Consider the following 25,532-nt stretch of genomic DNA (forward strand, 5'->3'; position numbering starts at 1 on the left):
GCCTAGAACGTCTCAAGCATCTTCGCGAAGACGCCGAAGTAGCCGACTAGCAGGGGGACTGTTGCGAGGATGGCCAGGACCTCGACGCGCTCGGCGATCTGCCGCAGTCGCGCCTCGGTGTGTTCGGGGAGGTCCACGGACAGGCCCAGCCCTATGAGGACCGAGAGGACCAGGACGCCGGCGCCAACGATCCAGACCGTGTCCGGGTTGAGGGCGGCGAGCGCCAGCGCGCCCGCGAGGACCCCGGCGCCGGCGGCACCGTACAGCGCGTACCGCTCGATAGCCATCGGGAAGGATCTGGCACGCAGCATCGTGGCCAGCGCCAGCGCGAAGAGGAGCGGCAGCGACCACACCTGCCCGGAGGCGTCGGTCGCGACCAGCCACATGGCCAGGCCGGCGGAGCCCGCGGCGGCCACCGTGGAGAGGGTCAGCCCGCCGTGTGCGGCGCGGATTGCGGCCAGGGCGTCGCGGCGCCAGATGGCGGAGCCGGTCGCGCGCTTGTCGTCCAGGGTGGCCAGGCCCGAGGCGGACAGCGCGATGCCCGGCAGCAGCCCGAGGACCAGCACGGAGCAGATGCCGGCGAACCCGCCCACGCCGACGGCCAGGTTGACGCCGCCTCCGGAGGACGCCCAGGACGAGAGCGGCATGGCGACGGCCCACACACCGGCGAGCGCGGCCATCACACCGGCCGCCGTGAGGTTCGACTTGGGCTGGCGGACGACGGCGGACAGGCAGGCGGTCAGCGCCACGGTCGCGGCGGCCCCCAGCAGGATCCGCAGGGGCGGGGCCGCGTCCCAGTGGAACAGGCCGAGCAGCGCGACGACCCACCCTGCTCCCATCAGGGTGGTCGCGACGGCGCGGGTGGCGGCGGCGATGGCCGCGCCCAGGACGAGGAGTCCCCCGCCGATGGCGAGATACGCCCACCAGCGCTGCTCCGGCAGCAGGGCGCCGAAGACGATCTCGAGCGCCAGGCACAGCCCAGCGGAGGCGAAGATGCCCGACGCGGCCACCATGTGCCTGCGAGTCCACTGCCCGCCGACCTCCTGGGCCTGCTCGACGACGGTGTCGGCGATGTCGTAGACGACGGCGGGCGGCGGCGCGTCCCCGTTGCTGAAAAGCGTCAGCCGGGCTCCGTCCAGAACGCCCGCGTCCGCCAGCGTCTCCTGCGAGGAGATCGATTCCCCGGTCGACGTGAGCAGGACCTTCGTGGCCACCCGCTCGCCCGGGCGGTCGCCGAGCAGGTCGAGTATTTGGGGCATCAACGTGCCGACCTCGGCGGTCGAGGGCAGGAGCAGGTCGACGTGCCGGCGCGAGCCCATAAGGGTTACGCGGGTGTGCGGCTGGGCCATGGCTTCAGACTCCGTTCCGTTGGGCGGCGGGTGCCGCGTGCGGGGCGCCCTGCGCCCACGAGGCCCACGCCCCGTCGTCGTTCCGGATTGCCGGCGACGAATTCACCTGTTGTTCCTGCTCGGCGCGCTGGCGTTGCTGGTCGGCCAACAGCCCGGACACGAAGGACACCGCGACACAGATGGCGGCGATCAGGGCGGCGGCGACCACGCTGAACAGGAACTGCTTGGCCGTCGCCTTCCAGCGGCGTTCCGTGGGGTTGTTGCCGTAGAGCAGCGCATCGGTCATTCGGTTGCGGCGCACGGCGACGGATTCGATGAGTTGGCTGTCGAATTCTGTCGCCACTGTGGCCTTTCGGGCTGAAGGGATGCGTCTGACTCGAAACCATCATGTCATTTCATTGGAGCAAAGCGGCGATATCGGCCCCCATATGGGGAGTTCTCCCCATGGGTGTCGCTTGACCGGGTTTGTGTGACTGAAGTTGTATGGAGTTACCCGGAAGAGATTCGAACGCACCTTGCGGGATTCAAGGATCAACCGTCTGCCAGATTCGCCGGGCCCGATGCCGGCCGTCGGGGGAGGCATTGGCCGGCCACCGGGGAGAAGTCCCCACACCGAGAGGCAGGAAAATCGCATGAGTTTCAAAGGAAAGATGAACGTCCCCGCCATGGGAGACGCGTCGACCCAGTCGGAGAACTCCGGCGCCGAGCTGGTAAAGCTCGTCGAGGAACTGGTGGACGGTGTCGAGGACCTGGAGACGACCTTCTCCGGCAACGGCGCAGCGGCCTACCGCAACTTCATGGCGGAGTCCCAGCGCGTGCAGTCCGAGCTGATCACCGCGCTGGCGTCGATCTCCGCGGGCCAGGCGAAGACCGCCAAGGCCTACGTCACCATGGACGACACCATGCAGGACGAGGGCACCTCCGCCACAAGCCAGGCCTCCGGCGTGACCGTCGCCGGCTTCAACCGCGGCGCCTAGCCCACCCCCACACCACTTACCCCCCCGGCCCGAGCGGCCGGACCGAAAGGACAAGACCATGGGCAAGGACAAGGACACGATCTCCTTCGACTCCGGCGCGGCAGCGCGGATCGAGGGCGACATCCTGCGAATCGCGGGACGCATCGAGAGCATCATCGGCGACCGTGAGCAGCAGAAGAACTTCGTCGCCGAGAACTGGGAGGACGAGCAGAACCGCGAGGGCTACGACAAGAAGGAGGCGGATTGGGTCACGGCCGCCAACGACACGCTGGAGCTGGTCCGCAAGGCGCGCAAGCTGCTCGAGACCAACCAAGTGACCGCGGCGGGCACCGGTCGCCAGGTCGGCGGGATCATCGACTCCATCTAGGGACGCGGCCGTGCGACCGGCGGGGCGGACGGCCAGCGCGCCGCCGCCCCGCCACCGTTTTCGGACGGGGCACGGTGGCAATTAGACTAGGTGGCTGTGCGCTATTTAGCCGCGCGCGCCTACCTTTCGGAAGGAACACACGTGTCCAACCCAGCCGCCGACCGTCCCCTTCGCGTTGCCATCATCGGCGCCGGTCCCGCCGGTGTCTACGCCGCGGACATCCTCACCAAGGCGGAGCGCGAATTCGACGTCAGCATCGACCTGTTCGACGCGTACCCCGCGCCCTACGGCCTGATCCGCTACGGCGTGGCCCCCGACCACCCGCGCATCAAGGGGATCGTCAACGCGCTGCACAAGGTGTTGGACCGTGGCGACATCCGGTTCCTCGGCAACGTCACGTACGGCCGCGACCTGCTCCTGAGCGACATCCGGTCCATGTACGACGCCGTCATCTTCGCGACGGGCGCCATCAAGGACGCGGACCTGAACATCCCGGGCATCGAACTGGACGGCTCCTACGGCGCGGCGGACTTCGTGTCCTGGTACGACGGCCACCCCGACGTGCCGCGCGAGTGGCCGCTGGACGCCCGCGAGATCGCCGTGATCGGCAACGGCAACGTGGCGCTGGACGTGGCGCGCGTCTTGGCCAAGCACGCCGAGGACCTGCTGGTGACGGAAATCCCGGACAACGTCTACCGGGGGCTGGCCGCCTCTCCCGTCACCGACGTGCACATCTTCGGCCGCCGGGGACCGGCCCAGGTCAAGTTCACCCCGCTGGAGCTGCGCGAGCTTTCCCACAGCCGCGACGTCGACATCGTGCTCTACCCGGAGGACTTCGAGTTCGACGAGGCCTCCGACACTGCCATCAAGACCAACAACCAGGTCAAGACGATGGTCAACACGCTGACCAACTGGCTGGTCGAGGAACAGGACTCCGGTGCCTCCCGCCGCCTGCACCTGCACTTCCTGCACAACCCCGTGGAAGTCGTCGGGGAGGACGGCAGGGTGTCCGGGATCCGGTTCGAGCGCCAGGAACTCGACGGCACGGGCAACGTGCGGGGAACCGGCGAGATGGTGGACTACCCCGTGCAGGCCGTCTACCGCGCCATCGGCTATTTCGGCTCGGAGCTGGAGGAGGTCGACTTCGACGCCAAGCGTGGCGTTGTCCCGAACGAGGGCGGCAGGGTGCTCGGCCAAGGCGGCCGCCCGGTTCCCGGCATCTACGCCACCGGATGGATCAAGCGCGGTCCGGTGGGACTGATCGGCCACACGAAGGGGGACGCGCTGGAGACCATCGGCAACCTGCTGGAGGACCGCCTGGACCTGCCGCCGGCGGAGCATCCGGAGGAGAGCGCCATCGTCGATCTGCTCGAATCGCGGGGCGTCGGCTACACCACCTGGGAGGGCTGGCTGAAGCTCGACGCGCACGAAAAGGCGCTGGGCGAGGCCGCCGGGACGGTGGACACCGCGGGTGGTCCCGTGACCCGTGAACGCGTCAAGGTGGTGCCGCGCGAAGAGATGGTTCGCATCTCCCAGGTCTGACCCGATTAGGCATTGGTGGCCGGGTCGTCGAAAATTGATGGTGGGGCCATCCCGTGGGGACACCACGGGACGGCCGCCGGAACCCTGCGGGGACGCGGCGGCCCGAGCGCCCGGCATTGCATTGCACGCACCGAGAGCGACCTTCGACCCAGATCGAGAGACCATCCCGTGCCACCTGTCCACAGCCACACGCCGGAACCTACGCCGCCCGCAAACTCCGAACTGAGACGCCGAGTCCACTTCCGTGATCGCGCGGCGGGCGGCGGGTCGTCCCTGCGCAGGACCGCCGCGGGGACCGCGGCCTTCGCGCGCGCCAACCGGGTTTCCGTCGGCGCCGCGGCGGCCACGGTTGCGTTGGCCGCGGTGGGTTTCGGTGCCGCCGCCACCATCCCTGCCCTGGACGGGACCGTGCCCGTGGCCGGGCACAGCGACAGCGCCGCGGCGGACGGCGAAGCCGGGCTTGGGACCGGGGCCGGCAACGGGGGAGCGGTCGGCGGCGGCGTGGCCGGGGAATCGACCTCCGCGGAGGGCCCCGCGCCCTCCGGCACCGCCCCGTCGTCCGCCCCGGCCGTTGGCGGGCAGGCTACCGGAGCCGCCGCCTCGGGCGACGCGGCGGGGCAGGACCCCGGCCAGGGCGACTCGCCCGGCGCCCCGGGTGGTGCGCCCAACGGCGCGCCAGCCGCGTCCACCGCCCCGGGCGGGGATGGATCGGATCCCGGGCGCCCGGACACGAATGCCCCGGAGCCGATCGGTCCAACCGAAGACCCGCCGCAGGACCCGACCCGGGACCCCGGCGAGGATCCGGGCCAGTCCCCGACTATTGCGCCCACGGAGCGGACCACGCCGGCACCAGAGCCGTCCGGACCCGAAGCCACGACTCCGGCGCCCTCCAGCCCCGCGCCCTCGAGCCCCGGCGAAGAGCCGGCGCCGAGCGACCCTGCGCCGAGCGAGCCGACGCCGAGCGAGCCCGCGCCGAGCGGCCCCGCCCCGACTCCGCCCACCGGGTCCGGCGCCCCGACGTCGTCCGCCCCGCCGACGTCGTCGCCTTCCGGAAATGCGGTGGGCAGCCTTTCCGTGGCAGTGCAGGGCGGCGGGTCCAACCTGGTGCTGCTAGCCGAGCCCGCGGGCGGCTTCGGCGGCCCGCTGCGCGTGACCCTGACGGTCGGCGCGGGCACGCTGCTGGACCGTCCGGCGCCGGGCACCGACTGCGGCAGGGTGGGCCCGTCGCAGTGGCAGTGCAACACGGGCGGCGCCCAGACCGTGCAGTTCCTGGTCCGCGGTTCGGACGCCGCGACCGACGGCCCGATCGTGCTCCACGTCGAGGCGACGGACGACGCAGGGCGCTCGTTCGCCGGCGACGCGACGCTTCCTTCCGGGAGCTGACGGAGGGCACCCTCCGGAGGTGCCCCAATTCGCGACAAAAAAAGGGCCCTGACCGGCCGCCGTTGTGGCGGTGGGTCAGGGCCCCGGCGTCTCCGCTCCCGGGGGAGCGGGGACGCCGGCGTGCTTCTAGCGGGCGGCCATTTCGGCGGCACCCTCGGTGACGCCCTGGTCACCGGCGGCGAAGCGCTCGCGCAGGATCAGGCCGAGGTTCGCGTCGACGTTCGTCCAGTACTGGAAGAAGCGCTCGCGGATGGCCTCGACACTGATGCCGTTGGCCTGTCCCAGCAGCGTCTCGTGGAAGCGCTCCTTGGCGGCGGCGTCGTAGACCTCGCGGTACAGCGTGCCGGCCTGGCCGAAGTCGTCGTCCTCGGAGTGCAGCGTCTGGGCGGCGCGCACCAGCTCGCCGTCGGTTTCCCAGCTTCCCTCGCCGGCGCGTGCCGCGTCGGCGGCCGGGCCGCCGTAGGAGTTCGGCGTGTAGACGCGGGCGGATGCGTCGTTGAACTGGTACTGCATGCTGCCCTCGTGCATGTAGGTGGTCACCTTGGCCGCGTGCGGCTGGTTCACCGGCAGCTGGTTGTAGTTGGTGCCGATGCGGTTGCGCTGGGCGTCCGGGTAGGAGAACACGCGCGCCATCAGCATCTTGTCCGGGCTGATGTCGATGCCGGGAACCAGGTTCGACGGGGAGAACGCGGCCTGCTCGATCTCGGCGAAGAAGTTCTGCGGGTTGCGGTTCAGCGTGAAGTGGCCGACCGGGATCAACGGGTAGTCCTTGTGGGACCAGATCTTGGTGATGTCGAACGGGTTGAAGCGGTAAGTCTTCGCCTCTTCGTACGGCATGACCTGCACGGAGACGTCCCACGTCGGGAACTCGCCGCGTTCGATGGCCTCGTAGAGGTCGCGACGGTAGTAGTCGGCGTCGGAGCCGGCCAGCTTCTCCGCCTCGTCGGCCCCGATGTTGTGGACGCCCTGGCGGGACTTGAAGTGGTACTGCACCCAGAAGCGCTCGCCCTCGGCGTTGATCCACTGGTAGGTGTGGGAGCCGTAGCCGTTGAGCTCGCGCCAGGAGCGGGAGAGGCCACGGTCGCCCATGAGGTAGGTGACCTGGTGGGCCGACTCGGGGGAGAGGGTCCAGAAGTCCCACTGCATGTCGGCGTCGCGGAGGCCGGAGCCGCCCAGGCGCTTCTGCGAGTGGATGAAGTCGGGGAACTTGATGCCGTCGCGGATGAAGAAGACCGGCGTGTTGTTTCCGACGACGTCGTAGTTGCCCTCGGTCGTGTAGAACCGCAGCGCAAAGCCGCGCACGTCGCGCCAGGTGTCGGGGGAGCCCTGCTCGCCGGCGACGGAGGAGAAGCGCAGCAGTGTCTCGCTCGTGGCGCCTGGCTGGAAGACCGCGGCGCGGGTGTACTTGGAGACGTCCTCGGTGACCGTGAACTCGCCGAACGCGCCACCGCCCTTGGCGTGGGGGTTCCGCTCCGGCACGCGCTCGCGGTTGAAGGAGGCGAGCTTCTCGACCAGGTAGCGGTCGTGCAGCGCGGTGATGCCGTCGGGGCCGGTCGTCAGCGAGTGCGCGTCGGACGCGACCGGGGCGCCGGACTGGGTGGTGGTGAAGTTCTCAGACAAGAGATTCTCCTTCTTCTTTGATGGGGTTCCCTGCGGGGCGGCGGTCAGCTGGCATGTCCGGCCGCCTTGTCCCTGCAGTCTTCACAGACGCCCTGGTAGAGGACATCGGCAATCTGAATGGCCATGCCGTGGTCGTCCGACGGCGTCAGGCAGGGGGCGTGGCCCACCGCGCATTCGACGTCCTCGACCCGTCCGCACGACGTGCAGACGGCATGGTGGTGGTTGTCGTCCACACGGGTCTCGTACAGTGCCGCCGAGTGCGGGGGGCTGAACCGGCGGAGTATGCCGAGCCCGGTCAGGTCGTTGAGCACGTTGTAGACGGACTGGATCGACAGGTCCGGAATTTCCCCGCGCACGGTTTCCACGACGGCGTCCGCCGAAGAGTGGGGGTGGGCCTCCAGGACGGCAAGCACGGCAAGCCGTTGCCGCGTGACGCGCAGGCCGTGGCCGCGCAGCCGTTCCGAGAAGTCCATGGTCGCCATTCTTCCCGTTATTTTGATGATATCAAAATAAGGCAGACCTAACCCCGGGCCTGTGCGCGGCTAGAATCTTCCGGTGCCCCGACTGTTTGCGGATCTGACGCCGCTGAAAGCCAGCCCCGCGTTCCGCCGCCTCTGGATCGGCAACGCGCTCTCCGCCGTCGGCAGCCAGCTCACGCTCCTGGCGGTCAGCCTGGAGGTGTACGCCCTCACGGGGTCAAGCTTCCACGTGGGGCTCTTGGGCCTCTTTGCCCTGGTGCCGCTGGTGCTTGCGGGCCTCTACGGTGGGTCCATCGCGGACGCCTACGATCGGCGCAAGGTGGCGCTCGGATCCGCCGTGGTTTTGTGGGCCGCCACGGCGGCCATCGCCGCGCAGGCCTGGCTGGGCGCCGACAACGTATGGCTGCTTTACGCCCTGATCGCCGTGCACTCCGGTGCCGGCGGGATCAACCAGCCCACCCGCGGAGCCATGATCCCGGCGATCCTCGGGCTGAAGCTGCTGCCCGCCGCCAACTCGCTGAACATGGTGACATTCGGCATCGCCCAAATGGTTGGCCCGCTGCTTGGCGGCATCCTGGTGGCGCAGGTGGGCTTCGCGTGGACCTACACGATCGACGTCGTCACCTATTTGGCCGCCATCTGGTCCGTCTACAGGCTCCCGTCCCTCCCGCCCACGGGCGGGGTCGCGCGTGCGGGGCTGCGGTCGGTCGTCGAGGGGTTCCGGTTTCTCGCGACCCAGCCCAACATCCGCATGACGTTTGTGATCGACCTGGTGGCGATGATCATGGCCGCGCCGCGCGCACTGCTGCCGGCCATCGGGGCCGTGCTGATCGGCGGGGGCGAGACGACAGTTGGACTGCTCCTGGCGGCCATGGCCCTGGGCTCGTTCCTGGTCGGTGTTTTCTCCGGTCCGCTGGGGCGGGTGCACCGGCAGGGCGTCGCCGTATTCTGGTCCGTGGCCGCCTGGGGTGCCAGCATCGGGGTGTTCGGCCTCGTCGTGGTGCTGGCCGGTAACGACCCCCTGCCCGCGGACGGGTCGGCGACCGCGTGGGTGTGGGCCGCGACCGCGTGTATGGCGGCCGCGGGGATCGCGGACGCCGTCAGCTCCGTCTTCCGGACCACCATCCTGCAGTCGGCGACCCCGGACCACTTGCGCGGTCGGCTGCAGGGGGTCTTCATCGTGGTGGTCGCCGGCGGCCCGCGCGTGGGGGAGATGCTTTCCGGCGGAGTTTCCACGGGGATCGGGGAGGGTTGGACGCTGGCCTGTGGCGGGGTGGCATGCATCGCGCTCGCCGCGGCCCTGATGAGATGGCAGCCGGGATTCATGGCCTACGACTCGCGCCGCCCGGTGCCCTAGCGGAACACCGCGCGCCGCTGCGGCGTTGACTAAATTAGGTGTAAGCAGGTCCGCGCAGCGCGGCCGGCACCCGCACTAACGAGGAGCGAGAACCGGTGCATAACCACAACAACGGGCTGAAGACGGCCGGACTGCTGGGCGGCATGTTTGCGCTGCTGCTGGCAATCGGCGCATTGATCGCATCCGGGACGGGCAACTCGTCCTTCATCTGGATCTTTGCCCTCATCGGCGTGGCCACAACGGCCTACGGGTACTGGAACAGCGACAAGATCGCGATCCGTTCCATGCAGGCCTACCCGGTCACCGAGCAGGAGCAACCCGGCATGTACCGGATCGTGCGCGAGCTCTCGATCGCAGCGCAGGAGCCCATGCCGCGCCTCTACGTCTCGCCCACCTCCGCGCCCAACGCCTTCGCCACGGGGCGCAACCCGCAGAACGCCGCCGTCTGCTGCACCGAGGGCATCCTTCACCTCCTGGACGAACGCGAACTGCGCGGCGTGCTGGGGCACGAGTTGATGCACGTCTACAACCGGGACATCCTGACCTCGTCCGTCGCCGCGGCGGTCGCCGGCGTCATCACGTCCGTCGCGCAGTTCATGCTGTTCTTCGGCGGCGGGGACCGGCGCAACGCCAATCCGCTGGCCATGATCGCCACCGCGCTGCTGGCGCCCATCGCGGCCTCGCTGATCCAGATGGCCATCAGCCGCACCCGCGAGTACGACGCCGACGAGGACGGCGCCAAGCTGACCAACGACCCGCTGGCCCTCGCGTCCGCGCTGCGCAAACTGGAGATGGGCGTCCAGCGGGCCCCGTTGCCAGAGGACCAGCGCCTGGTCAACACGTCCCACCTGATGATCGCCAACCCGTTCCGCGGCGGGGCGAAGAAGCTGTTCACCACGCACCCGCCGATGGCGGACAGGATCGCGCGGCTGGAGCGGATGGCGGGCCGCCCGCTGGGCTACTGACCCGGACTTCCACCGCTGGCGCCGCCAGCGGTGGCCGCCCATCCGCGGCATTGAAATCGGGCGGGGCGCGCACCCCGGGGGGAGTGCGCGCCCCGCCCTTTCGCGTGCGCGGTGGCGTGTGTGGCCGCTAGCGCATGTTCACGAACTGAAGGTCCGCGTCCTCGAAGTTGCGCAGTAGCGCCATGGTGGCCTGCAGGTCGTCGCGCGACTTCGACGAGACGCGAAGCTCGTCGCCCTGGATGGTCGACTTGACGCCCTTGGGGCCCTCGTCGCGGATCAGCTTGTTGATCTTCTTGGCGACGTCCTGGGCAATGCCCTCCTTGATGCTCGCCTCGATGCGGTACTCCTTGCCCGAGGCGAAGGGCTCTCCGGCGTCCAGGGACTTCAAACTGATGTTGCGCTTCACCAGCTTGGTCTGGAAGACGTCGAGGATCGCCTTGACGCGTTCTTCCGAGTTGGCCTTCATCAGGATGGTGTCGCCGCTGAAGTCGATCTCCGCGCCGACTCCCTTGAAGTCGTAGCGCTGGGCGATTTCCTTCTGGGCCTGGTTCAGGGCGTTGGACACCTCTTGGGTGTCGACCTTGCTGACAACATCGAACGTGGAATCGCTCGCCATGGGAGTCCTCCTGGTAGACGGGTTATGTTGCGTTCCAGCGTACCGGGAGCGGCCCGCGAAGGCCCGGCGGGGCGGCCGGACGCCCCGATTCGATTCTGCGGCAAAACTTAGGTAAAGTTTCTTCTCGTTCCATTACGGAGCGTTCGGCAGATTACCCGAGCGGCCAAAGGGGGCTGACTGTAAATCAGCTGGCATTGCCTTCACTGGTTCGAATCCAGTATCTGCCACATGTGTCCGGCAACGGACCACCGGAAACCCCGGACCTTAGGGTCCGGGGTTTTTCGTTGCCCCTGAAACCCCGGTCCCCGGACCCCGTTCGGCGTCGGGACCCGTCAGGCCGCCAAACTGCCTTCCTCGGCCCGCCAGTAGACGTCCCACAGCAGGAAGTGCGCGGTCGGTGCGGCACCCATCACGGCGTTGTAGTGCGCCCACTGCCAGTCGGTTGCACCGTTCGCGTCCGGCGGCGCAAGGGCGCAGTTGGACGGGGTGCTCCACAGGCCCCCGGACCACATGGCGTGGACGGCGCCGGTGGAGGTGCCGGCGCTCGAGGGATTGCGGAGCACGGAGGGCAGCCTGGTCCTGCGTTGGATCCGGGCCGCCTCGCCCACGGCGTACAGCTCCCTCCGAACGTCCGCCAAGGACCCGGGCACCATCTCCTCGTAGCCCTCCGCCAGGGCGAGGCCCTGGACAATCGCGTCCTTGAGCAGGTGCCTTTCCACAATGATCAGCAGTGTGCGGCGCGGCATGGCGTGGTCCTCTCGTAAATGCCTCTGGGGTACCGAGGCTAGGCCGAGCGGAACGGGTGCGGGGCGGAAGCCGGCGCATTGTGGACAACTCGGCTCGCGCACGGCGTCGTGCGGCGGGCGAGACAGCCCCGGGGTCCAAGGGCTACCGTTGTCACATGGCAACCATCGACATCACCGAGGCCCAGTTCGCACAGACGCTTGAGGACAACGACATCGTGTTCGTTGACTTCTGGGCGGCCTGGTGCGGACCCTGCCGGCAGTTTGCGCCCGTCTTCCAGGCCGCGTCGGAGAAGTATTCCGACGTCGTGTTCGCGAAGGTGGACACGGAGGCGGAACAGGGGCTGGCCGCGGCGGCGGGCATCACGTCGATCCCCACGCTGATGGCGTTCCGGGACAAGGTCCTGGTGTTTTCGCAGCCCGGAGCCATGGGCGCGTCGCAGTTCGAAGACCTGGTCGAGGCGGTCAAGGGCATCGACATGCAGGAGGTCCACGCCCAGCTCGCGTCGCAGGACGCCGCCGACAAGGACCCCGCCGCCACGTAGGCGCCACAACGGCAATGGGGGACCCGCGCGGCCGCCCGGGTCCCGCGGGCCGGCGACGATTCCGGTCGGATCCGCTACTGCCCCCGCGCCGGCAGCAGGTGGTCCGGCAGGCGGTTGCCCGGCGCCGAACCACGGATGGAGATCAGCTCCCGCGCGTGGTCGTGCAGGGACCGGTCCTCGCCGCTGACCGGCACCCAGACCGGGACGGGCACGGCCGAGCCCTGCTCGTCCCGCGCCACCATCACGGTCATGCAGTACGTCGTCAGCTCCATTTCTCGCGTCTTCGGATCGCCCGAGCGCACGTGCACGGCGATGTGCATACCCTTGTTGCCGGTGTAGACGAGCCGCGCCTCCACCTCCACGACGTGGCCGATGAGGAGGGGGCGGTAGAAGCGCACGCCACCTGAGAACACGGCCACGGCGTCCCTGCCGCAGTAGCGCGTCGCGCACACGTAGGCCGCCTCGTCGATCCAATCCATCACGATGCCGCCGTGCACCTTGCCGCCCCAGTTGACGTCCGACGGAGCGGCGAGGAACCGCAGGACCACGCGCTCCGCCGTCCCCTCGTCGGTGTAGGAGACGCGCCCCATCGCCTCGACGATCCGCTTGCGGACATCGACCCGCGCGATCGCGCTGGCCTCCTGCCCGCGTTCGGCCGCCGTCGCCGGAACGAACGGCGTGACAGGGACGGGCTTGCCGGCGTCGTCCACGGCCACGAAGATGACCAGGCACTGGCTGCGCGCGTCGGCCTGTACGCCGGCGTCCCCGAACGTCCGCGGATCTCCGGACGTCACGGTGGTGAGGATGTGCATCGAGGACCTGCCGGTGTGCACGATCCGGGCCTCGAGTTCGACCATGTCCCCGACCTGCACGGGATCGGCGAAGTGGATGTTCCCGACGTAGGCGGTGACGCAGTAGGACTTTGCCCACGCGACGGCGGCCGCGTAGGCCGCCTTGTCGACCCACTCCAGAATGGTTCCCGCGTCCACCGTGCCGCTGTGCCCGACGTCCATGGGGGCCGCAAGGAACCTGAGCGTGGTGACGTTCTGTCCCTGGACGGCCGCGCCGTCCGTGCCGTCCGCCGTCGTTTCCCCGACCTCCATGGTGTTTCCTCCCCGCCGTGCCGATGTGTCCTGTGCACAGTCTGACCCACCGGCGCGCCGGGAGTCGATCATGTGTCGCGGCCGCTCCGCCCGGCTAGCGCCGTCGGTGGTCCATGGGGGCGAGCCGCGGCCCGAACGAGGGCTTGCGGAATCCGGACAGCACCAACATGCGGACCACGCGCTGCCGGTGCCCGGCCCAGGGGCTCAGGAGCTCGAGCATGCCGGCGTCGTCCGTGGCGCGCCCCGTGAGGGCGTGGCCGACGTAGGCGGCGAGGTGGTAGTCGCCGACGGAGACGGAGTCGGGGTCGCCGTGCGTGCGCTGCAGGACCTCCGCGGCCGTCCACGGGCCGATCCCCGGCACGGTCCGCAGCTTCGCGCCCGGCCCCGCGGACAGCGGGAGGGCGCCCAGCCGGTCCAGCCCCGCCGCGGCCTCCACCGCCCGCATGATGGTGGTCCGGCGGGAGATGTCCACGCGCGCCGCGTGCCACTCCCAGCTGCCGATCCGGCGCAGCTGGCGCGGACCCGGCGCTATGCGCATGCCCGGGGGCACCGGCCCGGGCGCGGGAGTCCCGAACCTCCCGGCCAAGTACCGCCACGCGTGCCGCGCCTCGATGGTCGTCACCTTCTGTTCGAGGATCACCGGCACCAGCGCGTCGAACACCCGCCCCGTCGAGGGCAGCCGGATGCCGGAGTGGCGGCGCCGCGCCTGCGAGACCATGCGTGGAAGCGTGGTGTGGAAGTCGGGGGCGTCGAAGCCGGCCCAGTCGTCGCCGGCGCCGAGCAGGCCGGGGGCCGAGGCCACGGCGGCGGCCGCCCCGGGGCCCCACGCGCGGACCGCCACGGCCGTCGGCCCGTCCTGCGGGCCAGGCCGGGCGGATTGGGACAGGAACAGGGAGGAGGGACCGGCCGCGGTGTCGAAGCACAGCCAGGCGGAGCGGCCGGCGACCCGGACGCACGGGTCATGGGAGCCGCGCTGCAGGACGCCCAGCGTGGACGCGAGGGAGTACGGTCCCTCCGCGATCCATTCCGACTCGGCCTCGGCGGCGGGCAGGCCCGGATCGATGGCCGCATCGGAGACTGTCATGCCACCATGGTGCCACCCGGCGCCGGCGGAACCGGCATGACGGCGGGTTGCGCCCGGTGGGGCGCCAAGTTTGCCCCGCGGGTAGAGTCTTGGGCATGAAATACGCCAATTCCGTCCTGGATCTCATCGGCAACACGCCCCTCGTCAAGCTCGCCCACGTCACGGGGGACATCAAGGCCACCGTCCTCGTGAAGCTCGAATACCTGAACCCGGGCGGCAGCATCAAGGACCGGATTGCGCTGAAGATGGTGGAGAACGCCGAGGCCTCCGGCGACCTGAAGCCCGGCGGAACCATCGTGGAGCCGACGTCGGGGAACACCGGCGTCGGGTTGGCGCTCGTTGGCCAGCTCAAGGGCTACAAGACGGTCTTCGTCACGCCGGACAAGGTCGGCGAGGAGAAGCGCGACGTGCTGCGTGCCTACGGCGCCGAGGTCGTCGTGACGCCCACCGCCGTCGCACCCGATTCCCCCGAGTCGTACTACGGCGTGTCCGACCGCCTGGTCCGGGAGATCCCCGGCGCCTACAAGCCGGACCAGTTCTCCAACCCGGCCGCGCCGGAGAGCCACTACGAGACCACGGGGCCGGAGATCTGGCGCGACACCGACGGCACGGTCACGCACGTCGTCATCGGGGCCGGAACGGGCGGAACCATCACCGGCACGGGCCGCTACCTCAAGGAGGTGTCCAGGGACCGCGCGTCCGGCGCCGTCAAGGTCATCGGCGCGGACCCCGACGGCTCGGTCTACTCCGGCGGCACCGGCCGCCCCTACTTCGTCGAGGGCGTCGGCGAGGACATGTGGCCCGGCAACTACGATCCCGCCGTGCCGGACGAGGTCGTCGCGGTCAGCGACGCCGACTCCTTCGCCATGACCCGGCGACTCGCCCGCGAGGAGGGCCTGCTGGTCGGCGGTTCGTCGGGCATGGCCGTCGTGGCGGCCCTTCGCGCCGCGCGCGACCTGCCCGAGGACGCCGTCGTCGTCGTGATCCTGCCCGACGGCGGGCGCGGCTACCTTGCCAAGATCTTCAACGACGAGTGGATGCGCTCCTACGGCTTCACCGCGGACGAGCGCGTGGACACGGTGGCCGCGCTGCTGGCCAACAAGTCCGGGGACCTGCCCGACCTCGTGCACACGCACGCGCAGGAGTCGGTCCGCGACGTCATCGGCATCATGAACGAATACGGCGTCTCCACACTCCCCGTGCTCTCCGCCGAACCCCCGGTCCGCATCGGCGAGGTACGCGGGAGCATCGACGAGCGCACCCTGACCGCCGGGCTGTTCCGCGGCGACATCGCGCTGACGGACGCGATCGCCGACCTGGTGTCCACGCCCATGGAGCTGATCGGCGCGCAGGAGTCCATCGCGGCCGCCCGCACCAAGCTCCAGCACCAGGACGCCCTTCTGGTCACGCGCGACGGCAACGCCATTGGCGTTGTCACCCGCCACGACCTGCTGAACTACCTCACGCACTAGCACCCCACGCACTAGCACCCCACGCACGAAGGAGACTGAAGATGAGCAACCCCACCTCGGGCTTCAATACCCGCGCCGTCCACGCCGGCCAGGACTTCGAGCCCCGCACGGGCGCCGTTGTGCCGCCCGTGCACTTTTCCACCACCTACGCGCAGGACGGCATCGGCGGCCTCCGCGACGGCTACGAGTACGGGCGCGGCACCAACCCCACGCGCGACTCGCTGCAGGAGCAGCTCGCCGGCGTCGAGAACGGAAACCACGCGTTCTCCTTCTCCTCGGGGCTCGCCGCCGAGGACGCGATCATCAGGGCGCTGACCCGCCCCGGCGACCACATCGTGCTCGGCAACGACGCCTACGGCGGCACGTACCGGCTGATCAGTCGGGTCCTGGGGGAGTGGGGCATCGGCAACAAGCCGGTGGACATGGCGGACCTCGACGCGGTCCGCGCCGCCGTCGCCGCCAACCCGACCAAGCTGGTCTGGCTCGAGACGCCGTCCAACCCCATGATGAAGATCAGCGACATCCAGGCCATCGCGGAGATCACGCACGACGCCGGGGCCCTTCTGGTTGTGGACAACACCTTCGCGTCGCCGTACCTCCAGCAGCCGCTGGACCTCGGCGCTGACATCGTGGTGCACTCCACCACCAAGTACATCGGCGGCCACTCCGACGTCGTCGGCGGCGCCGTTGTGGTGAACGACGCAGAACTGGCCGAGAAGATCGGCTTTATCCAGTTCGCCGTCGGCGCGGTCTCCGGGCCGCTGGACGCGTTCCTCACCACCCGAGGCCTCAAGACGCTCGGCGTGCGCATGGACCGCCACTCGAGCAACGGCCAGGCCGTGGCCGAGTGGCTGCTGACGCGCCCGGAGGTGGAAAGCGTCCTCTACCCGGGGCTGCCGGACCACCCGGGACACGAGCTGGCCAAGAGGCAGATGCGCGGCTTCGGCGGCATGGTCTCGGTCCAGTTCGCCGGGGGCAAAGCGGCGGCCCGCAAGATCGCCGAGTCCACGCGCGTGTTCACGCTGGCGGAGTCCCTCGGCGGCATCGAGTCGCTGATGAACTACCCGTCCGAGATGACGCACGCGTCGGTCAAGGGCACCGAGCTGGCCGTGCCCGTCAACCTGCTCCGGCTGTCCTGCGGGATCGAGGACGTCGAGGACCTGATCGCGGACCTGGAGCAGGCCTTCGCCCAGCTGTAGGCCGCATGGGCCGCATGGGCCGCATGGCCCTCCAGCCCGCCCGCTCCCTCCCCTCCAACTGCCGGAAGTGGACATTTCCCCCAGTAGTTACCCGCTGGGATGTCCACTTCCGGCGGTTGGGGCGCGGGGCGGGCCTCCTGCGTAGCCGGGGTGGGCGGCCATGGGCGCACAAAGGTTGACGTTTCACGTGACGACGCGGTAGGATGATTGAAAGTTCAATTATTCGTTCCGACCGCCCCGGAGGCCGCCATGTCCTGGTTCTCGAAGCTCTTCCGCAAGTCCGCCCCGACGGGCGCCCACTCCGCCGCAACCGAGGCGGCAGCGCCGTCCGACGCCGTCCGCGCCACGGCTCCGACGACCGCGTCGGTCCCCGTGGTCGGGGCCGGCTCCGACCTCCCGCGCATCGCCGTCGTCACGGGCTCGACCCGGCCAAACCGCGTTAACCGCGGGGTGGCCGAGTGGGTCCTCGCCCAGGCCCGGCGGCGCGGCGACGCCAGCTACGAGCTGCTGGACATCGCCGACTTCAAGCTCCCGCTGCTGGACGAGGCCTACCCCGCGGCCTACCAGAACTACCAAAAGGACCACACCGTGTCCTTCGCCGCGCGGATCGCGGAGTTCGACGGCTATGTCTTCGTCACGCCGGAGTACAACCACTCCGTCGCGCCGGCCCTGGCAAACGCCCTGTCTTTCGTGAACGCGGAGTTCAACAACAAGGCGGCCGGGATCGTGGCCTACGGCTCGGCGTACGGCGCGCGTTCGGTGGAGCACCTGCGCCACGTCCTGTCCGAGCTGCAGGTGGCGCACGTGCAGAAGACCGGAATGTTCTCCCTCTTCACCGATTTCGAGGAGTTCTCAACGTTCAGGCCCACCGAGCAGCAGGCGGCCTCACTCGCGCCGGTCCTGGACCAGCTGGTTCCCTGGACGCGCAGCTTCGCGGCGGTCCGCGCCGGCATGCTCGCCTCCGCCACGGCCTAGCGCCACGGCCTAGCGCCACGGCCCAGCCCCCACCCCAGTCCCAGCCACGCGAAGTGGACGGTCCCACGGCTAGTTAGCCGAGGTGCCGTCCACTTCGCGTGGTCTTTTGTCGGGCGGGAAGGGGCGTGCGAGGGCGGGACCGGGTGGGGCGAGGGCGGCCCGGCCCGGGGGTCGGGGCTAGCGCGCCGCGTTGGCGCGGCGGTCGACCACCCTCGGGGTGCCTGCCTCGGCGTCGTACTCCATGACCTGGCGGCCGCCGATCCAGACGCGCAGCGCCCGTTGCATCACGTCCAGCGGGTCGCCGGACCAGAGGACCAGATCCGATTCCTTGCCCGCCTCGATCGAGCCGATCCTGTCGGCCAATCCCAGGACCTTGGCGGGGTTGATGGTGATGGATCGCAACGCCGTCACCGGGTCCAGCCCCTCCTTCACCGCGAGCGTGCACTGGTGGACCAGGAAGTGGATGGGGATGACCGGGTGGTCCGTGATGATCGAGATTTCGACGCCGGCGCGGGCCAGCTTCCCGGGGTTGGCCAGCGAGCGGCCGCGGAGCTCCACCTTAGACTTCGTGGTGAACAGCGGACCGATCAGGACCGGGACCCCGCGCTCGGCGAGGACGTCCCCGAGCACGTGGGCCTCGGTCCCGTGGTCCAGCACCAGTTCGTAGCCGAACTCGTCCGCTAGGCGCAGCGCGGTCGCGATGTCGTCCGCCCGGTGGCAGTGCTGCCGCCACGGAATCTCCCGCCGCAGCACCATGGCCAGCGCCTCCAGCTTCGGATCGATCGCCTGCGGATCCGCCTTGGCCATGTAGTTCCGAGCGTCCATAAAGGCCTTGCGGATGACCATGGCCGTCCCGAGGCGCGTGGCCGGCGTCTGTTTGCGCTCGCCGTAGATGCGCTTGGGGTTCTCGCCGAGCGCCGACTTCAGGCCGCTGGGGGAGCGCAGAACCATCTCCTCGATGTAGCGGCCATGCGTGTGGATCGCGACGGCCAGGCCGCCCACCGGATTGCCGGAGCCCGGGTTGACGTTGACGGTGGTCACGCCCCCGGCCAGCGCGTCGTCGAAGCCCGTGTCGAACGGGTCGACGGCGTCGATCGCCCGCACGGCGGCCATGATCGGGTCCGTCATCTCGTTCACGTCCGACGTCGAGCCGTTCTCGCCCTCCGGATGCATGCCCAGGTGGACGTGCGCGTCCACAAACCCCGGCAGCAGCCACCGGCCGGCGGCGTCCAGGAGCTCCGCGCCGTCCGGCACGCGCACCTCCGGGCCGGCCTCGGCGATCTTCCCGTCGCGGACGACCACGGTCCCGTCGTACGGCTCGCCTTCGATGGGGACGACGTGGGCGTTGGTGATGGCAAGCAGGGTCACGGTGGTGGTCCTTTCGGTGCGGCAGGGGTACTTCGACCCTAGTGCCGAACCGGCGGCGGGGTGACCCGGGACACCGGGCGCCGCGCGTCCGGCGCCCGGCCCCGATCAGCCGTTGAAGGTCCGCGGGTCCGGCCCCGTGCGGCCCCCGCGGTCCAGCGCGTCGACGGCGGCCAGCTCCGAGGCGTCCAGCTCGAAGCCGAAGACGTCGAGGTTTTCGCGGATGCGCGACGGCGTGACCGACTTCGGGATCGCGATGCGCCCCTGCTGGAGGTGCCAGCGCAGGACGACCTGGGCGGGGCTGCGGCCGTGGCGTGCCGCGATGGCGGCAATGGCGGGGTCGCCCAACACGCCGCCCTGCGCCAGCGGGCTCCAGGCCTGGGTCGCGATGCCTCGCGCGGCGTTCGCTGCGCGGACCGACGCCTGCTGCAGCGCGGGATGCAGCTCGATCTGGTTGACGGCGGGCACGACGTCGGAGTTCCGGGCGAGCGCCTCAAGATGTTCCGGCTCGAAGTTGGACACCCCGATCGCCCGGACCCGGCCCTCCGCTAGGAGCCGCTCCAGCGCCCGCCACGTCTCGGCGTACAGGCCGAGCGCCGGGGCGGGCCAGTGGATCAGGTACAGGTCGGCGTAGTCCAGGCCCAGCTTCGCCAGGCTTGCATCGTAGGCCGCGAGCGCGGCGTCGTATCCCTGGTCGGAGTTCCAGATCTTGGTGGTGACGAACAGGTCGCCGCGGGGGATGCCGGAGTCGGCGATCGCCCGGCCCACCCCGGCCTCGTTCCCGTAGACGGAGGCCGTGTCGATGCTTCGGTACCCGGCGTCGAGCGCCGAGGCGACCGCGGTGGTGGTTTCGGCGTCGGGCACCTGGAAAACGCCGAAGCCGAGCTGGGGCATCTGGTGGCCGTTGTTGAGTGTGACGGTGGGGAGGGTGGGCGTGGTGGACATCGGGTCTCCTTGGTGAGGGGTGGGGATGGTTGGTGGGGCGGTGCCGGGAGGGCGGCGGCCTCAGGCGACGGGCGCGGCCACGGGCTCGGGCGCCGTCCGCGGGGCGGCGGGACGGGCCTGGCGGGCGGCGAGCGCAGCGGCGGCCATCACGGCCAGGGCGACGGCGGTCAGCCCGGATCCGGCCCACAGCGGGGACGTGTAGCCCAAGCCGGCCGCGATGGAGATCCCGCCGATCCAGGCGCCGAGGGCATTGCCGATGTTGAAGGCCGCGATGTTCGCGCTGGAGGCGAGGGTCGCCGCGTGCGGCGCGTAGCCCATGATGCGGGTCTGCAGCCCGGGGACGGTGCCGAAGCCGAATCCGCCCATCAGCACCAGCAGCACGAAGGTTGCCGGCCGGCTCGCGGCGAGGAGCGCGAACGCCGCCAACACGATCGTCAGTCCAGCGAGCAGGACCAGCAGCGTCGGGTCGAGGCGTCGGTCCGCTGCCTTCCCGCCGGCGATATTGCCGGCGAAGAGTCCCGCGCCGAAGAGCACCAGCAGCCACGGGACGGCGCCCGTCGGGAAGCCGCCGACCTCGGTGAGCGTGTAGGCGATGTAGGTGAAGGCGCCGAACATGCCGCCGAAGCCGAGGACTGTCACCGCGAGCGACAGCCAGACCTGGCCGGAGCGGAAGGCGCGCAGTTCGCCGCGGAGGGACGCGTTCCCGGCTGCGTTGGCCGACGCCGGCACGAGGGCCGCGATGCCGGCGAAGGCGAGCACGCCGATGCCGGTGATGGCCCAGAACGTCGCGCGCCAGCCGAAGGCCTGGCCGATGAAGGTGCCGAACGGGACGCCAAGGACGTTGGCGAGCGTCAGGCCGGTGAACATCACGGCGATGGCGGCGGAGCGCTTGTCCTTGGCGACCATGTCCGCGGCGACCACGGAGCCGATGCCGAAGAACGCTCCGTGGCACAGGGACGCGATGATGCGTCCGATCAGCATGAGCTGGTAGTCCGGGGCCGTTGCCGAGACCAGGTTGCCGGCGATGAACAGCACCATCAGCCCGAGCAGCACGCGCTTGCGTGGCTGGCGGATGACGGCGGCGGTGAGGGCGATCGCCCCGACCGCGACCCCGAGCGCGTAGCCGGAGATCAGCCACCCCGCGGCCGCCTCGTCGACGCTCAGGTCGGCGGCGACCTCGGGCAGCAGGCCGGCGATCACAAACTCGGTGAGTCCGATCCCGAATCCGCCGATGGCCAGGGCCAAGAGTCCGATGGGCATCGTTCCTCGTTTCCTTCGTATACTGGATGAAAGTGCAGGCGCTGGTAGTTGCTGAAGCAGGTAGTTGCAGACGCTTGGTAAATAGTTGCATGCGCCGGGTATCTGCGCAAGCGCGACCGGGCCCGCCCGGCAGGATGGAGAGGAACGCCACATGGGAATCAGGGACGACGCCGTCGAGGTCCGCGCCCAGGGGTGGCGCACGCTCGCGGCGCTCCACGGGCTGATCGAGGCAGAGCTCGAGCGGGCGCTGCAGGCCGAGGCCGGGCTGTCCGTCGTCGAATACACCGTTCTGGACGCGCTGAGCCGCCAGGACGGCTGGCACATGCGCATGCAGCAGCTGGCGCGCGCCGCGGCCCTGAGCAGCAGCGCCACGACGCGGCTCGTCAACCGCCTGGAGGACCGCGCGCTCCTGACGCGCATCCTGTGCCTCGACGACCGGCGGGGCGTGTATACGGAGCTGACGGCCGCCGGCCGGAAGCTGCTGGAGTCGACGCGGCCGGTGCATGACGCGACGCTCGGGGCGGCGCTGGAGGAGGCCAGGGCGACGCCGGAGCTGGCGCCCGTCGTCGACGTCCTGGAGTCTCTGGCGCCGCTGCCGCAAGAGTCGGTCTAGCCCTAGGGCGGCCGTGTCAGTCCGCCCTAATGCCCGCCCCACCTCCGGAAGTGGACAATCCCACAGTTCGTTAACCCCCGGAAATGTCCACTTCCGGCGGTGGGGTGCCGGTGTGCGGTGGTGGGGGGTGATGGGGTGCGGTGGCGGGCGCGGGTTAGCGGCGCGTGGGGCGGCGGGTCGCCGCGCGCTCGGCCTTGCGCCGAGCTCGGGCGGCGCGGGCCTGGGCCTTGAAGTACTCCAGGCTGGGCGGGAGCCACAGCAGCAGCACGCCGATCAGCAGCCCGACGGCGAGCACGCCCAGCCGCGGGCCGCGAAATAGCAGGGGCACCCCGCCGATCAGGCCGAAGGTGGTCAGGCTGCCGCGTCCCGCGAGCTTGCCCCGGGACAACTGCCACGCGCCGTAGCCCACCAGCACGCCCAGCAGGGCGAGGACGGCGGCCAGCGCCACGAGCCCCAGCCGGTCGTTGTCCGAGGCGACCTGGGCGTTGCCGCCGGCGGCGGCGGCGAAGCCCAGCGCCGCGACGGCCATGGCGGCCCACCAGAGCAGGGCCGCGCGCAGGGTTCCCGGGAGTTTCTTCACGATTCCGAGCCTAGCGGAGGCGTCCGCCTAGCATGGAGCCATGGAAAGAGCCTCCGGAGTCCTCGCCGCCGTCTGCCGCGTCCACCAGCTGATCCCGGACCGCGGCCCCGTGGGTGTGACCGCGATCGACAAGCGTCACGTGGACGGGCCCGTCAAGGTGGGCCCCCTCGGCGTCTACGCCGACGTCCAGGCGTCCCGCGAGCACCACGGCGGCGAGGACCAGGCCGTCTACGCCTACTCGGAGGAGGAGGCGCGGCGGTGGGGCGAGGAGCTGGGCCGCCGCGTCGAGCCAGGCCTCTTCGGCGAGAACCTGCGTGTTGACGGCATCGCGACGTCGGACGCCGTGATCGGCCAGCGGTGGCGGATCGGCGCCGACGTCGTCCTGGAGGTGACGCTGCCGCGCACACCGTGCTCGACCTTCGCCCGGCGCCTGGACGAGCCGCAGTGGGTCGCCCGCTTCACCGAACGCGCGGACGTCGGCTGCTACCTCCGCGTGGTGCGCAAGGGCGCGGTCAAGGCCGGGGACCCGATCGTCGTCGAGCACACGCCGGCGCACGGCATCACCGTCCGGGACGTCTTCCGGCGCCTGGCGCCGGAGCAGGCCGATGCGCTGCGCGAGGGGCACGACGCCGGCGCCTGGACGCTTCCGGAGAAGATCCTCCGGCTCCTCTGAGGCCCGTGTGCGCAAGCGCACAGCCGCCTCCCGCCCACGCTCCGGCAGGATCGGCTAGTATTAAGTGTTCGCCGATATCCGGCTTCCCTCGCATCCTGCCCAATATTTGAGGCAAGAGCTACCGCATGTGAGCCCTTCAATCGGGCGGTTTTCATAGGGGAGCGCCGGACTTAGCAGGTGAAAAGTCCGAATGTGCCGCGGAAGCCACTCCTGATCGAGTGGCGCGAATCCGCCCCTATGAATGAGGTAATTCTCTATGTCTTCCGACATGCCCGAAAACCAAGCCGCCGAAGCCAACGAGCCCGTCGAAGAGACCATCAAGTTCTCCGACCTCGGCATTGACGGCCGCGTCCTCGCCGCCCTGACCGACGTCGGCTACGAGAAGCCGTCCCCGATCCAGGCGGCCACCATCCCGATCCTGCTCGAGGGCCGCGACGTTGTGGGCCTGGCCCAGACCGGAACCGGCAAGACCGCCGCGTTCGCCGTCCCGGCGCTGTCCCGCATGGCGGAGCTCGCCGACCTGAACGGCCCCACGCACAACACGCAGATCCTGGTGCTGGCCCCGACCCGCGAGCTCGCGCTCCAGGTCGCCGAGGCGTTCACGTCCTACGCCCGCCACATCGAGAACTTCAGCGTTCTTCCGGTGTACGGCGGCTCGCCGTACGGCCCGCAGCTCGCCGGCCTCCGCCGCGGCGCCCAGGTCGTCGTCGGCACCCCCGGCCGCGTGATCGACCACATCAGCAAGGGCTCCCTGGACCTGTCCCAGCTCCAGTACGTGGTCCTCGACGAGGCCGACGAAATGCTGCGCATGGGCTTCGCCGAGGACGTGGCCCGCATCCTCGAGGCCACCCCGGTCGAGAAGCAGGTCGCACTGTTCTCCGCCACGATGCCGGGCGCCATCCGCCGCATCTCCAAGCAGTACCTGCGCAACCCGCAGGAGGTCACCGTCAAGTCGACGACCACCACGGGCAAGAACACGCGCCAGCGCTACGTTCAGGTCATGGGCCCGCACAAGCTCGACGCCCTGACCCGCATCCTCGAGGCCGAGCCGTTCGACGGCGTCATCGCCTTCGTGCGCACCAAGATGGCCACCGAGGACCTCGCCGACAAGCTGAAGTCCCGCGGCTTCCGTGCGGCCGCCATCAACGGCGACATCCCGCAGCAGCAGCGCGAGCGCACCGTCGAGAACCTCCGCGAGGGCAAGATCGACATCCTCGTCGCCACCGACGTCGCGGCCCGCGGCCTCGACGTCGAGCGCATCAGCCACGTCGTGAACTTCGACATCCCGCACGACACGGAGTCCTACGTGCACCGCATCGGCCGCACCGGCCGCGCGGGCCGCCAGGGCGACGCCATCCTGTTCATGACGCCGCGCGAGAAGTACCTGCTGCGCGCCATCGAGAAGGCCACGCGCCAGCCGGTCGAGCTCATGCACCTGCCAAGCGTCGACGTCGTCAACGACAAGCGCCTGGCCAAGTTCGCCGAGCGCATCACGGAAACGCTTGCCTCCGAGGACCTGACCGTCTTCCGCGGCCTGGTGGAGAAGTTCGAGGCCGACCACGACGTCACGGCCGCCGAGATCGCCGCTGCGCTGGCGCACATGGCACAGGGCGGCCGACCGCTGCTGATGGAAGACATGCCGATGCCCCCGGCCAAGCAGGCCCGCGCCATGAAGGGCGCCAAGGACGGACTCGGCTCCCGCGGCCCGTCCCGCGCGCTCACCGAGGGCAACGCCACCTACCGCATCGCCGTCGGGCGCCGCCAGCGTGTGATGCCCGGCTCGATCGTCGGCGCGCTCGCCAACGAGGGCGGCTTCAGCTCCGCCGACATCGGCGGCATCGACATCCGCGCCGACCACACCCTGGTGGAGCTCCCGGCCGAGCTCTCGCAGGACCAGTGGCAGGCGCTGTCCAAGACGCGCATCGGCGGCGAGCTGATCCGTCTGGAACTGGACAACGGCCGCACCCCGCGCAGCGAGCGCGACTCCGCGCCGCGTTCCGGCGGCTTCGGCGGCGGCCGTGGCGGCAGCGGCGGCGGCGGATTCCGCAAGCGCGAAGAGGGCGGCTACGACCGCGGCGAGCGCCGCCAGGGTTCGGACCGGCCCGAGCGCGGCGGAGAGCGCTCCGGCGCCGGCTTCGGCGGATCGCGCAAGCCCCGCACCGGTTCCCGCGGCTTCGACGGCGCCCGCGGCGGCAGCCGGGGCTACTAGCCGAGACCGGCGGCCCCCGGCCGCCGGCACCGCATAAACCGGCCCGGCCGGGACACGTTCAACGTGTCCCGGCCGGGCCTTTTTGCTGCCCCCACGCCCTGATGAGAGGCG

General features: G+C 70.3%; 25 protein-coding genes and 1 tRNA gene. 14 read left to right on the forward strand and 12 right to left on the reverse strand.

Features of this window, described 5'->3' with window-relative positions:
• Window positions 1–2: 2 nt before the first annotated feature.
• Window positions 3–1,349 (reverse strand): type VII secretion integral membrane protein EccD, encoded by a 1,347-nt coding sequence (gene eccD, locus AC3ZJJ_RS02355; protein WP_489893669.1) that lies wholly within the window; start codon window positions 1,347–1,349, stop codon window positions 3–5.
• Window positions 1,350–1,353: 4 nt separating this feature from the next.
• Window positions 1,354–1,692: a hypothetical protein gene (locus AC3ZJJ_RS02360; RefSeq protein ID WP_489893670.1), complete on the reverse strand. Its 339-nt coding sequence runs from the start codon at window positions 1,690–1,692 to the stop codon at window positions 1,354–1,356.
• A gap of 289 nt (window positions 1,693–1,981) precedes the next feature.
• On the opposite strand from AC3ZJJ_RS02360, the gene AC3ZJJ_RS02365 reads away from it, so the two are divergent.
• From AC3ZJJ_RS02365 to AC3ZJJ_RS02380, 4 genes are all read left to right on the forward strand, one after another.
• Window positions 1,982–2,326, forward strand: coding sequence for a WXG100 family type VII secretion target (locus AC3ZJJ_RS02365; protein ID WP_489893671.1), 345 nt, complete (start codon window positions 1,982–1,984; stop codon window positions 2,324–2,326).
• Window positions 2,327–2,384: 58 nt separating this feature from the next.
• Window positions 2,385–2,693, forward strand: a complete 309-nt coding sequence (locus AC3ZJJ_RS02370) for a hypothetical protein (RefSeq protein WP_489893672.1) — start codon at window positions 2,385–2,387, stop codon at window positions 2,691–2,693.
• 141 nt (window positions 2,694–2,834) lie between these two features.
• A complete protein-coding gene (locus AC3ZJJ_RS02375; RefSeq protein WP_489893673.1) occupies window positions 2,835–4,235 on the forward strand; it encodes an FAD-dependent oxidoreductase in 1,401 nt (466 codons plus the stop codon).
• Window positions 4,236–4,403: 168 nt separating this feature from the next.
• Entirely contained in the window at window positions 4,404–5,618 is a 1,215-nt protein-coding gene (locus AC3ZJJ_RS02380) for a hypothetical protein (RefSeq protein WP_489893674.1), read from the forward strand.
• A gap of 126 nt (window positions 5,619–5,744) precedes the next feature.
• On the opposite strand, the gene AC3ZJJ_RS02385 is transcribed toward AC3ZJJ_RS02380, so the two are convergent.
• Window positions 5,745–7,238 carry a catalase gene (locus tag AC3ZJJ_RS02385; protein WP_489893675.1) on the reverse strand — a complete coding sequence of 498 codons (1,494 nt, stop codon included), beginning with the start codon at window positions 7,236–7,238 and terminating at the stop codon, window positions 5,745–5,747.
• Between the two features lie 44 nt (window positions 7,239–7,282).
• Window positions 7,283–7,720 carry a Fur family transcriptional regulator gene (locus AC3ZJJ_RS02390; RefSeq protein WP_489893676.1) on the reverse strand — a complete coding sequence of 146 codons (438 nt, stop codon included), beginning with the start codon at window positions 7,718–7,720 and terminating at the stop codon, window positions 7,283–7,285.
• Between the two features lie 73 nt (window positions 7,721–7,793).
• Between AC3ZJJ_RS02390 and AC3ZJJ_RS02395 the strand changes: the two genes are divergently transcribed.
• Together AC3ZJJ_RS02395 and htpX are read left to right on the forward strand one after the other, a co-directional pair.
• Window positions 7,794–9,074, forward strand: coding sequence for an MFS transporter (locus tag AC3ZJJ_RS02395; protein ID WP_489893677.1), 1,281 nt, complete (start codon window positions 7,794–7,796; stop codon window positions 9,072–9,074).
• 95 nt (window positions 9,075–9,169) lie between these two features.
• Window positions 9,170–10,039 (forward strand): zinc metalloprotease HtpX, encoded by an 870-nt coding sequence (htpX, locus tag AC3ZJJ_RS02400; protein WP_489893678.1) that lies wholly within the window; start codon window positions 9,170–9,172, stop codon window positions 10,037–10,039.
• A gap of 127 nt (window positions 10,040–10,166) precedes the next feature.
• Here the strand turns inward: htpX and AC3ZJJ_RS02405 are convergent, their stop codons facing one another.
• Window positions 10,167–10,655, reverse strand: coding sequence for a YajQ family cyclic di-GMP-binding protein (locus AC3ZJJ_RS02405; protein ID WP_489893679.1), 489 nt, complete (start codon window positions 10,653–10,655; stop codon window positions 10,167–10,169).
• Window positions 10,656–10,800: 145 nt separating this feature from the next.
• On the opposite strand from AC3ZJJ_RS02405, the gene AC3ZJJ_RS02410 reads away from it, so the two are divergent.
• Window positions 10,801–10,882: transfer RNA gene (locus AC3ZJJ_RS02410), tRNA-Tyr, on the forward strand.
• Between the two features lie 105 nt (window positions 10,883–10,987).
• Here AC3ZJJ_RS02410 and AC3ZJJ_RS02415 read toward each other — a convergent pair.
• Complete coding sequence (locus AC3ZJJ_RS02415; protein ID WP_489893680.1) at window positions 10,988–11,401, reverse strand: hypothetical protein; 414 nt, start codon at window positions 11,399–11,401, stop codon at window positions 10,988–10,990.
• A 155-nt stretch (window positions 11,402–11,556) separates the two neighbouring features.
• On the opposite strand from AC3ZJJ_RS02415, the gene trxA reads away from it, so the two are divergent.
• Complete coding sequence (gene trxA / locus AC3ZJJ_RS02420) at window positions 11,557–11,943, forward strand: thioredoxin (RefSeq protein ID WP_489893681.1); 387 nt, start codon at window positions 11,557–11,559, stop codon at window positions 11,941–11,943.
• Between the two features lie 74 nt (window positions 11,944–12,017).
• On the opposite strand, the gene AC3ZJJ_RS02425 is transcribed toward trxA, so the two are convergent.
• Window positions 12,018–13,046, reverse strand: coding sequence for an acyl-CoA thioesterase (locus AC3ZJJ_RS02425; RefSeq protein WP_489893682.1), 1,029 nt, complete (start codon window positions 13,044–13,046; stop codon window positions 12,018–12,020).
• A 94-nt stretch (window positions 13,047–13,140) separates the two neighbouring features.
• Window positions 13,141–14,130, reverse strand: a complete 990-nt coding sequence (locus AC3ZJJ_RS02430) for a DNA-3-methyladenine glycosylase family protein (RefSeq protein WP_489893683.1) — start codon at window positions 14,128–14,130, stop codon at window positions 13,141–13,143.
• A gap of 95 nt (window positions 14,131–14,225) precedes the next feature.
• Here AC3ZJJ_RS02430 and AC3ZJJ_RS02435 point away from each other — a divergent pair, with 95 nt between their 5' ends.
• From AC3ZJJ_RS02435 to AC3ZJJ_RS02445, 3 genes are all read left to right on the forward strand, one after another.
• The gene (locus AC3ZJJ_RS02435) at window positions 14,226–15,602 is read left to right on the forward strand and encodes a cystathionine beta-synthase (protein ID WP_489893684.1); all 1,377 of its coding nucleotides are present in this window, start codon (window positions 14,226–14,228) and stop codon (window positions 15,600–15,602) included.
• A gap of 41 nt (window positions 15,603–15,643) precedes the next feature.
• On the forward strand, window positions 15,644–16,801 hold the full coding sequence (locus AC3ZJJ_RS02440) for a cystathionine gamma-synthase (protein WP_489893685.1): 1,158 nt from the start codon (window positions 15,644–15,646) through the stop codon (window positions 16,799–16,801).
• A gap of 207 nt (window positions 16,802–17,008) precedes the next feature.
• Window positions 17,009–17,776 (forward strand): NADPH-dependent FMN reductase, encoded by a 768-nt coding sequence (locus AC3ZJJ_RS02445; RefSeq protein ID WP_489893686.1) that lies wholly within the window; start codon window positions 17,009–17,011, stop codon window positions 17,774–17,776.
• 177 nt (window positions 17,777–17,953) lie between these two features.
• Here AC3ZJJ_RS02445 and AC3ZJJ_RS02450 read toward each other — a convergent pair whose 3' ends face one another.
• The 3 genes from AC3ZJJ_RS02450 to AC3ZJJ_RS02460 all read right to left on the reverse strand — a co-directional run bounded on the left by AC3ZJJ_RS02450 (window position 17,954) and on the right by AC3ZJJ_RS02460 (window position 21,346).
• Window positions 17,954–19,144, reverse strand: coding sequence for an amidohydrolase (locus AC3ZJJ_RS02450; protein ID WP_489893687.1), 1,191 nt, complete (start codon window positions 19,142–19,144; stop codon window positions 17,954–17,956).
• Between the two features lie 105 nt (window positions 19,145–19,249).
• The gene (locus AC3ZJJ_RS02455) at window positions 19,250–20,086 is read right to left on the reverse strand and encodes an aldo/keto reductase (RefSeq protein WP_489893688.1); all 837 of its coding nucleotides are present in this window, start codon (window positions 20,084–20,086) and stop codon (window positions 19,250–19,252) included.
• 60 nt (window positions 20,087–20,146) lie between these two features.
• On the reverse strand, window positions 20,147–21,346 hold the full coding sequence (locus tag AC3ZJJ_RS02460) for an MFS transporter (RefSeq protein WP_489893689.1): 1,200 nt from the start codon (window positions 21,344–21,346) through the stop codon (window positions 20,147–20,149).
• 151 nt (window positions 21,347–21,497) lie between these two features.
• Between AC3ZJJ_RS02460 and AC3ZJJ_RS02465 the strand changes: the two genes are divergently transcribed.
• Window positions 21,498–21,959, forward strand: a complete 462-nt coding sequence (locus tag AC3ZJJ_RS02465) for a MarR family winged helix-turn-helix transcriptional regulator (protein ID WP_489893690.1) — start codon at window positions 21,498–21,500, stop codon at window positions 21,957–21,959.
• A gap of 154 nt (window positions 21,960–22,113) precedes the next feature.
• Here the strand turns inward: AC3ZJJ_RS02465 and AC3ZJJ_RS02470 are convergent, their stop codons facing one another.
• Window positions 22,114–22,539, reverse strand: a complete 426-nt coding sequence (locus tag AC3ZJJ_RS02470; protein WP_489893691.1) for a hypothetical protein — start codon at window positions 22,537–22,539, stop codon at window positions 22,114–22,116.
• Window positions 22,540–22,579: 40 nt separating this feature from the next.
• Here AC3ZJJ_RS02470 and AC3ZJJ_RS02475 point away from each other — a divergent pair, with 40 nt between their 5' ends.
• The gene (locus AC3ZJJ_RS02475; protein WP_489893692.1) at window positions 22,580–23,212 is read left to right on the forward strand and encodes an MOSC domain-containing protein; all 633 of its coding nucleotides are present in this window, start codon (window positions 22,580–22,582) and stop codon (window positions 23,210–23,212) included.
• Between the two features lie 256 nt (window positions 23,213–23,468).
• Window positions 23,469–25,421: a DEAD/DEAH box helicase gene (locus AC3ZJJ_RS02480; RefSeq protein WP_489893693.1), complete on the forward strand. Its 1,953-nt coding sequence runs from the start codon at window positions 23,469–23,471 to the stop codon at window positions 25,419–25,421.
• The last annotated feature ends 111 nt before the right edge of the window (window positions 25,422–25,532 follow it).

It is taken from the genome of Arthrobacter sp. AOP29-A2-19 (genome assembly GCF_058138025.1).

Coding starts and splice junctions, on each gene's coding strand:
- AC3ZJJ_RS02390 (WP_489893676.1), bottom strand. CDS start 7,720: ATGGCGACCATGGACTTCTCGGAACGGCTGCGCGGCCACGGCCTGCGC.
- trxA (WP_489893681.1), top strand. CDS start 11,557: ATGGCAACCATCGACATCACCGAGGCCCAGTTCGCACAGACGCTTGAG.
- AC3ZJJ_RS02480 (WP_489893693.1), top strand. CDS start 23,469: ATGTCTTCCGACATGCCCGAAAACCAAGCCGCCGAAGCCAACGAGCCC.
- AC3ZJJ_RS02440 (WP_489893685.1), top strand. CDS start 15,644: ATGAGCAACCCCACCTCGGGCTTCAATACCCGCGCCGTCCACGCCGGC.
- AC3ZJJ_RS02465 (WP_489893690.1), top strand. CDS start 21,498: ATGGGAATCAGGGACGACGCCGTCGAGGTCCGCGCCCAGGGGTGGCGC.
- AC3ZJJ_RS02455 (WP_489893688.1), bottom strand. CDS start 20,086: ATGTCCACCACGCCCACCCTCCCCACCGTCACACTCAACAACGGCCAC.
- AC3ZJJ_RS02460 (WP_489893689.1), bottom strand. CDS start 21,346: ATGCCCATCGGACTCTTGGCCCTGGCCATCGGCGGATTCGGGATCGGA.
- eccD (WP_489893669.1), bottom strand. CDS start 1,349: ATGGCCCAGCCGCACACCCGCGTAACCCTTATGGGCTCGCGCCGGCAC.
- AC3ZJJ_RS02475 (WP_489893692.1), top strand. CDS start 22,580: ATGGAAAGAGCCTCCGGAGTCCTCGCCGCCGTCTGCCGCGTCCACCAG.
- AC3ZJJ_RS02405 (WP_489893679.1), bottom strand. CDS start 10,655: ATGGCGAGCGATTCCACGTTCGATGTTGTCAGCAAGGTCGACACCCAA.
- AC3ZJJ_RS02415 (WP_489893680.1), bottom strand. CDS start 11,401: ATGCCGCGCCGCACACTGCTGATCATTGTGGAAAGGCACCTGCTCAAG.
- AC3ZJJ_RS02370 (WP_489893672.1), top strand. CDS start 2,385: ATGGGCAAGGACAAGGACACGATCTCCTTCGACTCCGGCGCGGCAGCG.
- AC3ZJJ_RS02430 (WP_489893683.1), bottom strand. CDS start 14,130: ATGACAGTCTCCGATGCGGCCATCGATCCGGGCCTGCCCGCCGCCGAG.
- AC3ZJJ_RS02365 (WP_489893671.1), top strand. CDS start 1,982: ATGAGTTTCAAAGGAAAGATGAACGTCCCCGCCATGGGAGACGCGTCG.
- AC3ZJJ_RS02435 (WP_489893684.1), top strand. CDS start 14,226: ATGAAATACGCCAATTCCGTCCTGGATCTCATCGGCAACACGCCCCTC.
- AC3ZJJ_RS02425 (WP_489893682.1), bottom strand. CDS start 13,046: ATGGAGGTCGGGGAAACGACGGCGGACGGCACGGACGGCGCGGCCGTC.